Source organism: Thermomonas haemolytica (genome assembly GCF_004346265.1).
GTDB classification, from domain to species: Bacteria; Pseudomonadota; Gammaproteobacteria; order Xanthomonadales; family Xanthomonadaceae; genus Thermomonas; species Thermomonas haemolytica.
The window spans coordinates 90,430-104,813 of the sequence record NZ_SMAP01000002.1 but is presented as its reverse complement, the minus strand read 5'-3'; the positions used below and the strand labels follow the sequence as shown (position 1 = coordinate 104,813).

14 protein-coding genes are annotated in these 14,384 nt (G+C 72.4%); 10 read left to right on the top strand and 4 right to left on the bottom strand.

Annotated elements, in window-relative coordinates; genetic code table 11:
* Positions 1 to 220: 220 nt before the first annotated feature.
* The 6 genes from EDC34_RS03655 to EDC34_RS03630 all read left to right on the top strand — a co-directional run bounded on the left by EDC34_RS03655 (position 221) and on the right by EDC34_RS03630 (position 7,606).
* On the top strand, positions 221 to 3,127 hold the full coding sequence (locus EDC34_RS03655; RefSeq protein WP_114959495.1) for an ATP-binding protein: 2,907 nt from the start codon (positions 221 to 223) through the stop codon (positions 3,125 to 3,127).
* Between the two features lie 72 nt (positions 3,128 to 3,199).
* Entirely contained in the window at positions 3,200 to 3,829 is a 630-nt protein-coding gene (locus EDC34_RS03650; protein WP_114959496.1) for a ParA family protein, read from the top strand.
* Between the two features lie 24 nt (positions 3,830 to 3,853).
* A complete protein-coding gene (locus tag EDC34_RS03645; protein ID WP_114959497.1) occupies positions 3,854 to 4,327 on the top strand; it encodes a SixA phosphatase family protein in 474 nt (157 codons plus the stop codon).
* Positions 4,328 to 4,331: 4 nt separating this feature from the next.
* Positions 4,332 to 6,422 carry a phospholipase D family protein gene (locus EDC34_RS03640; protein WP_114959498.1) on the top strand — a complete coding sequence of 697 codons (2,091 nt, stop codon included), beginning with the start codon at positions 4,332 to 4,334 and terminating at the stop codon, positions 6,420 to 6,422.
* A 129-nt stretch (positions 6,423 to 6,551) separates the two neighbouring features.
* Complete coding sequence (locus tag EDC34_RS03635) at positions 6,552 to 7,160, top strand: YkvA family protein (protein WP_114959499.1); 609 nt, start codon at positions 6,552 to 6,554, stop codon at positions 7,158 to 7,160.
* Positions 7,161 to 7,168: 8 nt separating this feature from the next.
* Positions 7,169 to 7,606 (top strand): hotdog fold thioesterase, encoded by a 438-nt coding sequence (locus EDC34_RS03630; RefSeq protein ID WP_114959500.1) that lies wholly within the window; start codon positions 7,169 to 7,171, stop codon positions 7,604 to 7,606.
* A 3-nt stretch (positions 7,607 to 7,609) separates the two neighbouring features.
* Here the strand turns inward: EDC34_RS03630 and EDC34_RS03625 are convergent, their stop codons facing one another.
* A complete protein-coding gene (locus EDC34_RS03625) occupies positions 7,610 to 7,948 on the bottom strand; it encodes a hypothetical protein (RefSeq protein WP_114959501.1) in 339 nt (112 codons plus the stop codon).
* Between the two features lie 158 nt (positions 7,949 to 8,106).
* Here EDC34_RS03625 and EDC34_RS03620 point away from each other — a divergent pair, with 158 nt between their 5' ends.
* The 3 genes from EDC34_RS03620 to EDC34_RS03610 are packed head-to-tail and all read left to right on the top strand — an operon-like array spanning position 8,107 to position 10,538.
* The gene (locus EDC34_RS03620) at positions 8,107 to 8,886 is read left to right on the top strand and encodes a lysophospholipid acyltransferase family protein (RefSeq protein ID WP_114959502.1); all 780 of its coding nucleotides are present in this window, start codon (positions 8,107 to 8,109) and stop codon (positions 8,884 to 8,886) included.
* A 1-nt stretch (position 8,887) separates the two neighbouring features.
* Positions 8,888 to 9,949, top strand: a complete 1,062-nt coding sequence (locus tag EDC34_RS03615) for a YheT family hydrolase (protein WP_425477440.1) — start codon at positions 8,888 to 8,890, stop codon at positions 9,947 to 9,949.
* On the top strand, positions 9,936 to 10,538 hold the full coding sequence (locus EDC34_RS03610; RefSeq protein WP_114959503.1) for a YbhB/YbcL family Raf kinase inhibitor-like protein: 603 nt from the start codon (positions 9,936 to 9,938) through the stop codon (positions 10,536 to 10,538). The genes EDC34_RS03615 and EDC34_RS03610 overlap by 14 nt, the downstream gene beginning before the upstream one ends.
* 54 nt (positions 10,539 to 10,592) lie before the next feature.
* Here EDC34_RS03610 and hslU read toward each other — a convergent pair whose 3' ends face one another.
* Both hslU and hslV read right to left on the bottom strand, forming a co-directional pair.
* Positions 10,593 to 11,966, bottom strand: a complete 1,374-nt coding sequence (gene hslU / locus EDC34_RS03605; RefSeq protein ID WP_114959504.1) for an ATP-dependent protease ATPase subunit HslU — start codon at positions 11,964 to 11,966, stop codon at positions 10,593 to 10,595.
* 115 nt (positions 11,967 to 12,081) lie between these two features.
* Positions 12,082 to 12,633: an ATP-dependent protease subunit HslV gene (gene hslV / locus EDC34_RS03600; RefSeq protein ID WP_114959505.1), complete on the bottom strand. Its 552-nt coding sequence runs from the start codon at positions 12,631 to 12,633 to the stop codon at positions 12,082 to 12,084.
* A gap of 73 nt (positions 12,634 to 12,706) precedes the next feature.
* Here hslV and EDC34_RS03595 point away from each other — a divergent pair, with 73 nt between their 5' ends.
* Positions 12,707 to 13,480, top strand: coding sequence for a glycosyltransferase (locus tag EDC34_RS03595; protein ID WP_162797671.1), 774 nt, complete (start codon positions 12,707 to 12,709; stop codon positions 13,478 to 13,480).
* A 19-nt stretch (positions 13,481 to 13,499) separates the two neighbouring features.
* Here EDC34_RS03595 and xerC read toward each other — a convergent pair whose 3' ends face one another.
* A complete protein-coding gene (xerC, locus tag EDC34_RS03590; protein WP_114959507.1) occupies positions 13,500 to 14,369 on the bottom strand; it encodes a tyrosine recombinase XerC in 870 nt (289 codons plus the stop codon).
* Between the last annotated feature and the right edge of the window lie 15 nt (positions 14,370 to 14,384).

The window sequence follows — 14,384 nt, the reverse complement described above, 5'->3', positions numbered from 1 at the left end:
GCACTCGGCCAAGCCGGCGCGCGTAACCGTTCGGGCTTGAAGAAGACCAGCACGGCGGCCGTGCGCTCTTTACTCAGAGACGGGCTCGATCACCCCAGCGCGTACCAAGCTGCACGGGCCGGTCTGGTCGCCTCATCGGCGATCAGACTCTACCGTTCTGGTCCGGTCTGAACATACAAGCAGGCCGCGCACCATGCCTGACCCCGCCCGGGCCTGAACCATGCGCTTCGACGCCCTGCGCTACAGCATCCGCAAGCAGCTGCTGGGGCTGTTCGGGTTGTTCCTGGTCACGGGGGTGCTGGTGCTCGTGCTCGACCAGTTCCAGCAGTACCTGGCCGAGCGCGCGCTGGTGGCGATGCGCGACGACGTGCTGGCCGGCATGCGACGCATCCGCCGGCTGTCCAACACCTACGAAATGGACCTGGTGGACACCACCTTCCGCACCCGCAACTACCTGATCGACTGGCAGCAGGCGGCCGCCACGCTGGCGCGCGCGCAGTCCCAGGCCGCGCTGGAATGGCGGGCGCTGCAGGCGATGCCATTGGACGAGGAGGGCCGCGCGTTGCTGGCGCAGGCGCTGCAGGTGCGCCCGCGCGCCGACCAGGCGCTGGCCGACCTGCAGGACATCGTGCAGCGCCAGGACATCCTGGCGCTGGGCCGGTTCGCCGACCGCGAGCTGTACCCGGCGGTGGACCCGCTGGTGGCGCGCCTGGAGCAGATCGACGCCCTCGGCCAGGCGCGCGCGGATGCGCTGGTGCGGCAGGAGCTCACGCGCGCCGCGTGGTTCGGGCGAGCGCGCATCGGGCTGTCGCTGCTGTGTTTCTTGCTGGTCGTCTTGTTCGGCCGGCGCGTGCTGCGCAACGGCTATCGCGGGGTGGAGAGCCTGCACCAGCTGGCGCGCGACATGGCCCGCCACGACTACACCAGCCTGCCGCAGTATCTGCCGCAGGGCGAGCTGGGCGAGGTGATGGAGAGCTTCCTGGGCATGCGCGAGCAGGTGCGGCGGATGGAAACCCAGCTCACCGACCAGCTCGCCCGCAACGACAAGGTGCGGGTGGCGCTGGAGCGACGCGAGCAATTCCAGCGCCTGCTGCTGGAGGCGGCGCAGACGGCGATCTTCGCGGTGGACGAGAACGGGCTGTTCTCGCAGGTCAATCCGTTCGCGGAGAAGCTGCTGGGCTGGCCGGCCGGAGCGCTGCTCGGGCGCGAACGGCTGGACGTGATCCTCGATCCGGAGGCGCTCGGCGCGCTGGCGCGCGGGCTGAGCGAGGCTTACGGCCACACCGTGCCGGCCGACTGGACCGCGCTGCGCGAGCTGGCCCGCCACCGCGAGCCGCCGCGCGAGTTCGCCCTGCGCCACCAGCGCGGGCGGACCCTACCGGTGCTGCTGGCGCTATCGGCGATGCGCAGCGATACCGGGGAGATGATCGGCCTGCTGGCGGTGGCCACCGACCTCACCCACCTCAAGCGGCTGGAGCGCGCCCTGCGCGACAGCGAGGCGCGCGCGCGCGAGGCCAACCACGCCAAGAGCGCGTTCCTGGCCGCGATGAGCCACGAGATCCGCACCCCGATGATCGGCGTCACCGGCATGATCGAAGTGCTCGGGCATACCCGCCTGGATGCCGAGCAGCGGCGCGCGCTCAACATCATCCAGGCCTCGGCCGAGACCCTGCTGCGGATCATCGGCGACATCCTCGACTTCTCGAAGATCGAAGCCGGGCGGATGGAACTGGAGCCGGTCGCCACCGACCTGCCGGAACTGGTGCGCAGCGTGGTCGCCAGCCATGCCGGCTCTGCCTCCAGCAAGGGGCTGGCGCTGGAATGCCGGATCGGCAGCGGCCTCGCGCCCGCCTACGAGGTGGATCCGGTGCGGCTGCGCCAGGTGCTGGGCAATTTCCTGTCGAATGCGATCAAGTTCACCGCGCACGGCGGGGTCACCGTGGCGCTGGATGCCGAAGGCCACGACCCCGGCGCGGGGCCGCTGGGCAGCGATGCGCTGGTACTGCAGGTGATCGATACCGGCATCGGCATCAGCGCGCAGGCGCAGGCGCGGCTGTTCCAGCCGTTCGCGCAGGCCGAGGCCGACACCACCCGCCGCTTCGGCGGCACCGGGCTCGGGTTGGCGATCAGCCGCCGCATCGCCGAGCTGATGGGCGGCCGCATCGAGATGGAGTCCGCGCCCGGCAAGGGCACCTGCATGCGCCTGCACGTCACCCTGCCGCGTGCGCCCGCCGATGCGCTGCCGCAGCCGCCGCGCGCGGGCCGCCGCCTGGGCGGTTTCGCGCCGCGCCGGCTGCCCACGGTGGCCGAGGCCGAGCGCGAACGCAGCCTGGTGCTGCTGGTGGACGACCACGCCACCAACCGCCAGGTGATCCAGCGCCAGCTGGCGCTCGCCGGGTATGCCTCGGAAACGGCCGAGGACGGGTTGGAGGGCCTGGAGCGCTGGCGCAGCGGGCGCTACGCGCTGCTGCTGACCGACGTGCACATGCCGCGCATGGACGGCTACCAGCTGGCGCGCACGCTGCGCGAGGAAGAGGAGCGCCGGGGCCTGCCGCGCACCCCGATGGTGGCGCTCACCGCCTCCGCCCTGAAGGGCGAGGCCGAGCGCTGCCTGGCCGCGGGCATGGACGACTACCTGGCCAAGCCGGTCGGGATCGCCGCGCTCGGTGCCTGCCTGCAGCGCTGGCTGCCGCATACCGCCAGCGGCGCGGGCATGGACGAGGAAGAGGGCCATCGCATCCAGGCCGCCAACAATGCGCGCGCGGAAGCCGCCGCCGGCGACGCCGGACAGGAACCGCAGGTGCTGGACGCGGCGGTGCTGGAGGCGCTGGGCGGCAGCGACCCGGCCGCGCTGGGCGGGCTGCTGGACGATTTCCTGGCCACCACGCGCGACGACCTGCACGCGCTGGAGCGCCTGCACGAGGCCGGCGACCTGCCCGGCCTGACCCGCCAGGCGCACAAGATCAAGGGCGCCGCGCGGCTGGTCGGCGCGCAGGTGCTGGCGGACGCCGCGGCCGCGCTGGAAGCGGCTGGCCGCCACGGCGACTGGGCCGGTGTGCTGCCGCTGGCCGCCGACCTGCGCACCGCGGTGGAACAGCTGCGCTTGCATGTGGAGGCGCGCGCGTGAGGGTGAGGGCGGCGGCATGCGCCGGCGCGGGCCGGCGTGTAGGCTGTCGCGGTGGCGATCCGGAGCCCTGCGATGAAGACCTGGCTGGTGGCGTGTTCCAAGGGCGGCGTCGGCAAGACCACGCTGGCCACCCATCTGGCGGCCCAGGCCGCGCTGGCGGGACGCACGGCGGCGCTGGTGGATGCCGATCCGCAGCGTTCCGCCAGTCGCTGGTGCGAGCGCCGGGCCGGCCTGGCGGGCGCGGTGGCGGCGGTGGATGGCACCCGCCGCTCCTGGCGCAAGCACCTGCCGGATGGCCTGCGCCGGGTGGTGGTGGATGCCCCGGCCGGCGCCGACCGCGACGCGCTGGACGCCTTCCTGGACGAGGCCGATGCGCTGCTGGTGCCGGTGCAGCCCTCGGCGCTCGACATCGAGGCCGCGTCCGGCTTCCTGCACGACCTGTTGCGCCATCCGCGCCTGCGCAAAGGCAAGCTGCCGGCGGCGCTGGTGCTCAACCGCTGCAAGCCGAATACCCAGGCCACCCGGCAGGCGCTGGAGCTGCTCGCCGGCTGGCCGGTGCCGGTGGTGGCGCAGCTGCGCGACAGCCAGGCCTACGTGGTGCTGACCGGGCTGGGCAAGAGCGTGTTCGACTACCATTCCGCCCAGGTGCGCGAGCACCAGCAGGACTGGACGCCCCTGCTGCACTGGCTGGGCGAGCCCTGATCCCTTCCCCATGGATACCTTGCGATGCGCGAACTGATCCTGCTCCGCCACGCCCACGCCGATGCCGCCGCGCCCGGGCAGGACGACGCCGGCCGCCCGCTGTCGGACACCGGCCTGGCCGAGGCCCGCGCCGCCGGCGACTGGCTGCGGCAGCACGGGCTGCGCCCCGACCGCGTGCTGTGCTCGCCGGCCCTGCGCGCCCGCCAGACCCTGGGCGCGCTGGGCGAGTTGGGTTGCAGCGACGTGCGCGAGGAGCCGGCGATCTACGAGGCCAGCCCCGGCGCGCTGGCGGCGCTGGCCGATGCCCATGCCGATGCCGCCTGCCTGCTGATCGTCGGCCACAACCCGGGGCTGGAACAGCTGGCGGCGCTGCTCTACAGCGGCCAGTCCGGCGACCATCGCGGGATGCCGCCGGGCGCGATCGCGGTGCTGGCGTTCCCGATGGAGGCCGCGGTCGAACCCGGCGCCGCGCGGCTGGCGCGTTTCTGGTGGCCGTGACCGCATGAGCCGGGCGTGGGGCGGCCGCTGGCTGACGGCCTGGCTGGTCCTGCTGCTGTGCTCGGGTTGCGCCACCCTCGGCAATGCCCAGCGCGATGCCGCCGCCGGGATCGCGCAGGCGGCGCGCAGCACCCGGGTGGACTGCACCCGCGCCGATGCCTGCGCCACACCCTCGCCGGTGCTGGACATGGCGCGCACGGTTTGGGCCGCCTCCACCGCGCAGGCACCGCGCCACCGCGCGCTGATCCTCGACAACGCCCCGGATGCCCTGCTGCTGCGCATCCACCTGATCCGCAGCGCGCGCCGCAGCATCGAGCTGCAGACCTACATTTTCGATGAGGACGACTCCGCCCAGCTGGTGATGGACGAGCTGGAAGCGGCCGCCTTCCGCGGGGTCAAGGTGCGCATCCTGATCGACCAGCTGGCCGCGCTGCGCAAGGTGGAGACCCTGGCCGCGCTGGCCTCGCTGCATGCCAACCTCGAGCTGCGCCTGTACAACCCGGTGCTCGACCGCGCACGGCTGGCGCTGCCGATGTATGCCATCGCCTCGCTGTGCTGCTGGCGCCAGCTCAACCGGCGCATGCACAACAAGCTGCTGGTGGTGGACGGGCTGGTCGGGATCGTCGGTGGGCGCAACTATCAGGACGACTATTACGACTGGGGCGAGGACTACAACTTCCGCGACCGCGACCTGCTGCTGGCCGGGCCGCAGGTGCGCGCGATGCAGGCCAACTTCGAGGCGTTCTGGACCTCCCAGCGCAGCGTGCCGCCACAGCGGCTGGGCGACGTCGCCCGCTACCTGCGCCGTTACGGGGCGCCGCCCGCGCCGCCGCATCATCCGTTCCGTCGCCCCGAGCGGGTGCGCGCGCTGCTGGCCCAGGCCGACGATCCGGCCCTGCTGCAGGCGCGCTTCGTGGCGCCGGCGCTGGAGGTCAGCGGCGTGCGGTTCATCGGCGATTTGCCGCGCAAGCACCGTGATGATGCCTTCGCCGAGGTGCCGGAGGAGCAGGCCGTGGGCGCAGCCAGCCATGGGCTGCTGCAGCTGCTGCAGGGCGCGCGCGACGAGGTGCTGCTGCAGACGCCCTACCTGGTGATGTCCAAGCCCGCGCAACAGGTATTCCGCGCCCTGCACCAGCGCGCGCAGCCGCCGCGGGTGCAGATCTCCACCAACAGCCTGGCCGCGACCGATGCCTTCATCGCCTACGCGATGTCGTACAAGTACAAGCGCCGCTACCTGCGCGACTTCGGTTTCGAGATCCACGAGTTCAAGCCGTTCCCCGCGGATGCGCCATTCGAACTGGGCGAGACCGGCGCCGCGCTGGGGCGAGAGCCGGAGCAGGAGCCGGACGCGGCCGGCGAAGCGGAGCCGGCGGATGGCCCGGCAGGCGCGGGCGACCAGGATGGCAAGGGCGCTGGCGATGACGAGGGCGAGGACGCCGCAGACGGACAGGCGCCGCAGGGGCAGGACGCGCCCGCCGCCATGGGCTCCGGCGGCAGCCTGCTCGAGCGCCGGCTGGCCAGGCGCGGCCTGCGCAGCGAGCCGGTCAGCGAGGCCGGGCGGCTGTCGCCGTTCGCGTCCTCCGGCGGCCTGCCGGTGCGGCTCAAGCGCGCCGGCCTGCGCATGGGCCTGCATGCCAAGTCGATGGTGGTGGACGCGCGCGTGGGGGTGGTCGGCACCCACAATTTCGATCCGCGCGGCGACACCCTCAACACCGAGAGCGCGGTGGTGATCGCCGACCCCGCCTTCGCCCGCCAGCTGGCCGCCAGCATCCGCCGCGACATGGCCCCGGCCAACGCCTGGACCATCGGCCGGCGCGACGACGCGCTGCTGCTGCCGGGGGTGGAATACACCCTGGCCAAGCTCTCGGAGCGGATGCCGATCTTCGACCTGTGGCCGCGCAAGTACGCCACCAGCTACGACTACGTGCCCGGCCCCGGCTGCCCGCCGACCCAGGTGCCGCCGTCGCCGTTCGCCACCGACTTCCGCCGCTGCAACCAGCCGGTGGGCGATTTCCCGGAGGTGGACCTCGGCCTGAAGTGGCTGGGCGTGCGCCTGTTCACAGCGTTCGGCTCGGGGCTGTCGCCGATCCTGTAGCCGATCCGGTGGGTCGATCCCGGGGCAGGCCCGCGTGCCCGCGCCGGCCGGGCATGACAACTGTCGATTGACGGCGACCGGGGCGCCGCCTAGTCTGCGGGCTCCCCTCTCTTGCCTGCCCGCGCCGCCATGTCGATCACGCTCAATTTCGAACTCAACGACCAGGACCTCGCCCATTTCCAGGCCGCGGCCGAGCGCTCGCGCAAGGCGGTCGAGGGCCAGAGCCCGGAGCAGGTCGTGGCCGCCGCGGTGGCGCTGCTGGAGGACGCGCAGAAGGCCGCCCTGCCGGATTTCATCCGCCAGCGCCTGCTGCGCCTGGACGACATGATCGCGATGCTGCGCGACGAGGCCTGGGCGATGGCGGAGGCCGATCGCCAGCGCGTGCTGGCGGCACTCGCCTATTTCGCCGACCCGAACGACATCATCCCCGACAACGTCGCGGTGCTGGGCTTCCTCGACGATGCGGTGATGATCGAGCTCTCGGTGCGCGAATTGGCGCACGAGCTGGACGCCTACGACGACTTCTGCGACTACCGTGCGCGCGAAGCCGCGCGCCGCGGCGTGGACCCGGCCAGCCTGGGCCGCACCGACTGGCTGGATTCGCGCCGCGAGGAGCTGGTGGAGCGCATGCACCACCGCCGCGAGCGCGATTTCGGCGTCGGCTACGGCCGCAGCAGCGGCTATGGCCGTCCCTCCTACACCCGCGCCTGGCGCCCGGGCGTGTTCTCGGTGCGCTGAAGCCCACGATGGCCGCGCCCGCCTTCACCTGGCCGCCGGGGCTGACCCTGGAGGCGCTCAACGCGCGCTCGCGCGGCACCCTGATGGAAACGCTCGGGATCGTGTTCACCGAGCTGGGCGACGGCTACCTGCGCGCGACCATGCCGGTGGACGCGCGCACCCACCAGCCCTACGGCCTGCTGCACGGCGGCGCCTCGGTGGCGCTGGCGGAAACCTTGGGCAGTACCGCCGGCATGGCGATGGCGGGTGGCAATGCGGTGGTCGGGCTGGAGATCAACGCCAACCACCTGCGCGCGGTGCGCAGTGGCACCGTCACCGGCACCACGCGGCCGATCCACATCGGCCGCAGCACCCAGGTCTGGGAGATCCGGATCGAGGACGAGGCCGGGCAGGCGGTCTGCATCAGCCGGATCACCCTGGCGGTGCTGCCGGCGCCGCCGGGCTGAGGCTCAGCCCTCGCCGAACGCCGGATCGAACAGCAGCAGGGCCGAGGCGGCCGCGGCCAGCCCCATGCGCTGGCCTTCGTCCAGCGGCTCCGCCAGCGCCACCGCGCCGGCATTCACCCGGTCCACCACCAGCACGGTCTTGCCGGCGCGCGTGAGCGCGTAGCCCAGCGTCGTGCCGCTGGCCACCGGGGTGCCACGCAGGGCATGCAGGCTGCGGATCTCGAAATCGCCGTCCGGGGCGTGCAGCCGCCCCTGCAGGGCGTGGCCGTCGCGCTGCAGCTCCAGCGTCAGCAGGCGGCCATCGTCGAGGCGGAAGCCGCAGGCCAGCACCGGGCGCGGCATCGGGGCGTCTCGGCAGGGAGTCCAGCGCCGCAGCCTACCGGGGCCGGGACGCTGTGCGGCCGGGTCGCCTGCCGCCCGGTCGGACGGGGTTCATACGCGCGCCACTGCGCCCGCGCGGCGATTCCGCTGGCGGCGGGCATCGGGTATCGTGGCCGCCCATGAAGTCTCCCCCGGTTCACACCGCCCGGCGCGGCAGGGCGGCGCGGGCATGGCGCTACGCCTATCGCACGCCGCTGCTGGCGTGGCACGTGCTGGTCCATTTGCCGATCACCCTGCTGCTGATCGCGCTCGGGCGCGGCGGCCGGCTGTCGCATGCGATGGTGCGCTGGTGGTCGGGCGGGTTGCTGCGGGTGTTCGGGATGCGCCTGCAGCGCGTGGGCACGCCGCTGCCGGGTGGCACTCTGTTCGTGGCCAACCACGTCAGCTGGGTGGACATCATGGCGCTGCATTCGCAGCACATGATGGGGTTCATCGCCAAATCCGAGATCCGCGCCTGGCCGCTGGTGGGCTGGATCACCACCCACGCCGAGACCATCTTCCTGCAGCGCGGCAACGGCGACTCACTGGGCCAGGTGATGGCCGAGATGGTGCAGCGCCTGCGCACCGGGCGCGCGGTGGCGGCTTTCCCCGAGGGCGGCACCCGCGACGGTCGCGTGCTGGGCGCGTTCCACGCCCGCATCTTCGCCACCGCGGTGGAGGCCAATGCCCCGGTGCAGCCGGTGGCGCTGTGCTACGGCGCGGGCTGCGAGGCGCAGGCGATCGTCGCGTTCGCCGCGCGCGAGAGCTTCCTCGGCAATTTCCTGCGCCTGCTGGGGGAGCCCGCGCGGCCGGTGCGGGTGTGCTTCACCGCGCCGATCGACCCCGGCCGGCACGACGGCCGCCGCGGCATCGCCGAGGCGGCGCGCGCGCAGGTCCTGCAGGCGATGGCCGCGGCCTGAGATGCGCCCCGGCCTGGCCCGCACCGGATACGCTCCGCCGGCCTGGCTGCGCAGCCCGCACGTGCAGTCGCTGCTGGCGTCCAGTCCCTTGCGTGCGTTGCAGGCCCGGCGCCGCCTGCGCCAGGCGCCGGCCACGCATGCACAGACCCTGCTCGAGGTGGAAGGCGGCGTGCGGCTGCAGGGCGTGGCCAGCGTGCCGGTCGCGCGCACGCCGCGCGCGCTGGCGCTGCTGCTGCATGGCTGGGAGGGCAGTGCCGACTCCAGCTACATGCGGATGACCGCGGCGCACCTGCTGCGCGCGGGGCTGGTGGTGTTCCGGCTCAATTTCCGCGACCACGGCGGCACCCACCATCTGAACGAGGGGCTGTTCCATTCCAACCGGCTGGACGAGGTGGTGGCCGCCGCGCGCGCGGTGGTCGCGCGCTGGCCCGACCTGCCGCTGCTGGTGGCGGGATTCTCGCTGGGCGGCAATTTCGCCCTGAGGCTGGCGCTGCGCGCGCCGCAGGCCGGGTTGCCGCTGCGGCACGTGGCGGCGGTCTGTCCGCTGCTGGATCCGGCGCGCACGATGGACAGCATGGAAATCGGACCGGCGGTGTACATGCGTTATTTCGAGCGCATGTGGCGACGTTCGCTGGCGCGCAAGCGTGCGCTGTTCCCGCAGGCGCACGGCTTCGACGATGCGGTGCTGCGCCTGCCGATGCGCGCGTTGACCGACTGGATGGTGCGGCATGCCACCGAGTTTCCCGACCTCGACGCCTATTTCGACGGCTACTCGGTGGCCGGCGAGCGCCTGCGCGCGCTGCCGGTGCCGGCGGACATCCTGATGGCGGCCGACGATCCGGTGATCCCGCTGGAGGATTTCCACCACATCGCGGCGTTCCCGAACGTGCGCCTGGAGCTGACCGCGCACGGCAGCCACTGCGCCTTCATCGAGGGCGCCAGCCTGGACGGCTACGGCGAGCGCTGGGTGGCCGCGCGGTTCCTGGCGGCGCTGGATGGCCTGGATCCCGCCGTAGAATCATCCGACGATTCCTGCGGAGAGTACGACCATGCATCTGCGTAGCGACAGTTTCGCGCACCGCCAGCCGCTGTCACCGGAATTCGCGCTGGGTGCGCCCGGCGGCGGCTTCGGCGGCAACCGCAACCCGCACCTGGCCTGGGACGAGGTGCCGGCCGACACGCGTTCCTTTGCGCTGCTGTGCATCGATCCCGACGTGCCCACCGATCCTGCGCTGGTGGCCGATGCGGCGACGCCGATCCCGGTGGAACACCCGCGCGGCGATTTCGTGCACTGGGTGGTCGCGGACATTCCCGCCGACGTGCGCGAGATCCCCGCGGGCAGCTGCAGCGACGGCTTGACCGTCAAAGGAAAACCGGCCGGGCGCGATGCCGGCGGCGTGCGCGGGTTGAACGACTACACCGGCTGGTTTGCGGGCGATGCGGCGATGGGCGGGCAGTATTTCGGCTACGACGGGCCGTATCCACCGGCGCACGACCTGCGCATCCACCGCTATTTCTTCCGCCTGTTCGCGCTGGACGTGCCCAGCCTGCAGTTGCCGCAGCCGTTCACTGCTGCCGACCTGCTGCGCGCGCTGCACGGCCACGTGCTGGCCGAGGCCGCCATCTACGGCACCTACAGCCTGCACGGCTGAGGACGCGCCCGCCGCGGCGCCGGGCACCGGCCCGGCCGCCGCGCGGGGCGGCCGTCACAGGATGTAGCGGCTCAGGTCCGGGTCCTGCACCAGCGTGCCCAGCTGGGCATCCACGTAGGCGCGGTCGATGGTGACGCTGCCGCCTTTGTCCGGGGCCTCGAAGCTCAGCGACTCCAGCAGCCGCTCCAGCACCGTGTGCAGGCGGCGTGCGCCGATGTTTTCCTGGCGCTCGTTGACGTGCGCGGCGATCTCCGCGATCCGCTCCACCGCCTCGGCGGTGAAGGCCAGGGCGACGCCTTCGGTGCCCATCAGCTCGACGTACTGCCGGGTCAGCGCGGCCTTCGGTTCGGTGAGGATGCGCACGAACTCGTCCTTGCCCAGCGCGTCCAGCTCCACCCGGATCGGGAAGCGGCCCTGCATCTCCGGGATCAGGTCGGACGGCTTGGCCAGGTGGAAGGCGCCGCTGGCGATGAACAGGATGTGGTCGGTCTTCACCGGGCCGTATTTCGTGCTCACCGTGCTGCCTTCCACCAGCGGCAGCAGGTCGCGCTGCACGCCCTCGCGGCTGACGTCGGCGCCCATGCCCTCGCTGCGCTTGGCGACCTTGTCGATCTCGTCGATGAACACGATGCCGTGTTGCTCGCAGGCCTCGATCGCGGCCTCGCGCACCTCGTCCTCGTTGACCAGCTTGCCGGCTTCCTCCTCGACCAGCAGCGGGCGCGCGGCGGCGATGGTCATGCGCTTCTTGTGGGTCTTGCTGCCGGAGAGTTGGCTGAACATCTGGCGCAGCTGCTGGCCCATTTCCTCCATGCCCGGCGGCGCCATGATGTCCACGCCGATGTTCATGCTGAGGTCGAGTTCGATCTCGCGCGCGTCCAGCTCGCCGGCGCGCAATTGCTTGCGCAGCTTCTGCCGGGTCGAGGAGTCCTGCGCCGACGGTTCGGCGCCGATGTCGCTGGTGGTGGTCTGCGCCGGATTGAAGCCGAACGCGGGCGGCGCCTCGCGCCGCGGCAGCAGCGCGTCGAGAATGCGCTCCTCGGCGCGCTCCTCGGCCTGGGTGCGCACGCGCTGCTTGGCCTGCGCGCGGTACAGTTTCACCGCGGTGTCGGCGAGGTCGCGGATGATCTGCTCCACGTCCTTGCCGACGTAGCCGACTTCGGTGAAGCGCGTGGCTTCCACCTTCACGAACGGCGCGTTGGCCAGCGTGGCCAGGCGGCGCGCGATCTCGGTCTTGCCCACGCCGGTGGGGCCGATCATCAGGATGTTCTTCGGCATCACCTCGTTGCGCAGCTCGGGCGGCAGCTGTGCGCGCCGCCAGCGGTTGCGCAGGGCGATGGCCACCGCGCGCTTGGCGGCGTGCTGGCCGACGATGTGGCGGTCGAGTTCCGCGACGATCTCGCGCGGGGTCATGGAGGAGGAGTCGGTCATCGGTGTTTCCCTGGCTGCGCCGCACCGGGGGCGACCCGATCAAGTCGCTCCCCGATACTCGCTTGGTTGATCGGGCCGCCCCCGGTACGGCGCCGGGCGGCGGGATCGCGCGTCGTTACAACGTCTCGACCACGATGTTGCGGTTGGTGTAGATGCAGATGTCGCCGGCGATGTTCAGCGCCTCGGTGGCGATGGCTTTCGCGTCGAGCGGGGTGTGCGCCAACAGCGCGCGCGCGGCGGCGAGCGCGTACATGCCCCCGGAGCCGATCGCGATCAGGCCGTCCTCCGGCTCGATCACGTCGCCAGTGCCGGAGATCACCAGCGAGGTGTCGGCATCAGCCACCGCCAGCAGCGCCTCCAGCTTGCCGAAGCGGCGCTCGGTGCGCCAATCCTTGGCCATCTCCACCGCGGCGCGGGTCAGCTGGCCGTGCTTCTCCAGCTTGGCCTCGAACAGCTCGAACAGGGTGAACGCATCCGCCGCCGCGCCGGCGAACCCGGCCAGCACGCGGCCGTCCTTGCCGAGCCTGCGCACCTTGCGCGCGTTGGCCTTCATCACCGTGTGGCCGAGCGTGACCTGGCCGTCGCCGGCGATCACCACCTGGCCGTCCCGGCGCACCGAGACGATGGTGGTGGCGTGGAATACGTGGGGGTTCTGGCTGGGATCCATCGTTTCCTCCGTTGAATTCAGCATGTGGGGCGCATCCGGCGCGCCTTCAAGTCGATCCGTCCGGGGGGCATGCATGGTTCCGCCGCTGGTCAGCCTGGCCGTGCCCATCTTCGGGGTGGCGCGCACCTTGCCGCAGGCGCTGGAGAGCGTGCTGGCGCAGGATGAACCGCGCTGGGAATGCCTGCTGTGGGACGACGGCAGCCGCGATGGCAGCCGCGCGATCGCCGCCGCCTACGCCGCCCGCGACCCGCGCTTCCGGCTGCTGGGCGACGGATGCAACCGCGGCACCGCGGGCGCGCTGGCGGCGGCCCTGCAGCAGGCGCGCGGCGACTTCGTGGCCAGCCTCGATGGCGACGACCTGCTGGAGCCGCAGGCGCTTTCGGCGATGCTGGCCTTCCTGCGCGCGCGGCCGGACCTCGGCATGGCCTATTCGCAGTACCGCGAGATCGACGCCGGGGGAGGCCTGCACGGGCTGGGGCCGCGCTGCCTGCTGCCCTATTCGCCGCGGCACCTGCTGGTGGCGTTCATGACCTTCCACTTCCGCCTGATCCGGCGCGGGGCCTACTGCGCGGTCGGCGGCTACGATCCGCGCGCAAGGCTTGCCGAGGATTACGACCTCTGCCTGCGCCTGTCGGAGCAGGTCGGCATCGGCCAGCTTGCGCGCCCGCTGTACCGCTACCGCGTGCATGCCGGCTCGCTCTCGCACACCCATCGCGCGCAACAGGTGCAGGCCAGCCTGGACGCCGCCCGGCGCGCGCTGCACCGGCGCGGGCTGGACGCGCACTACCAGCTGGAGCTGGATGCGCAGGGGCGGCACGTCCTGCGGCCGCGGTGCGCGGAAGGCTGAGACGCGACGCGGCAGGGATTCAGCGCTTGCGCCGCGCGCGCGGGTGGGCGGCGTCGTACACCTTCGCCAGGTGCTGGAAGTCGAGGTGGGTGTAGATCTGGGTGGTGGCGATGTCGGCGTGGCCGAGCAGCTCCTGCACGCCGCGCAGGTCGCCGGAGGATTCCAGCACGTGGCTGGCGAAGCTGTGCCGCAGCAGGTGCGGATGGATGCGCTTGAACACGCCCTGGCGCTGCGCGAGCTGCTTGATCCGCAGCTGGATCGCGCGTGCGCTGATGCGCGCGCCGCCGCGCCCGGGGAACACGTAGGCGTCGCCGGCGGGCGCGGCCTGCGCCTGCCAGTCGCGCAGCGCGGCGCAGGCGTGCGAGCCGACCGGCACGATGCGCTGCTTGCTGCCCTTGCCGAGCACCGTCACCAGCCCGTTGTCGAAATCCAGGTCCTGCCAGCGCAGCGCGCAGACTTCCGACAGGCGCAGGCCCGAGGAATAGAACAGCTCCAGCAGGGCGCGGTCGCGTAGGCCCAGCGGGGCCTCGGTGGGCAGCGCCACCAGCTGCACCGCCTCGTCCACGTCCAGCACTTGCGGCAGCTTGCGTGCGGCCTTCGGGGCGCGTACCCCGGCGCAGGGATCGCGCGCGATGCGGCCATGCCGCAGCAGCCAGCGGTACAGGCTGCGGCAGGCCGAGAGCCGCCGCTGCAGCGATTTCGGGGCCAGCCCGCGGCGGTGTTCGGAAGCGACGAAGGCGCGGATGTCGGCTTCTTCCAGCGCCAGCAGGTCACGGCCTGCCGCCCACTGCGCGAGCGCCTCCAGATCGCGCCGGTAGGCGTCGAGGGTATGCGGCGAGCCTTGTTTTTCGACCGCCAGGTGGGCCAGGAAGTCGTCGATCGCGCTCATCGCCCGGTGCCGTCG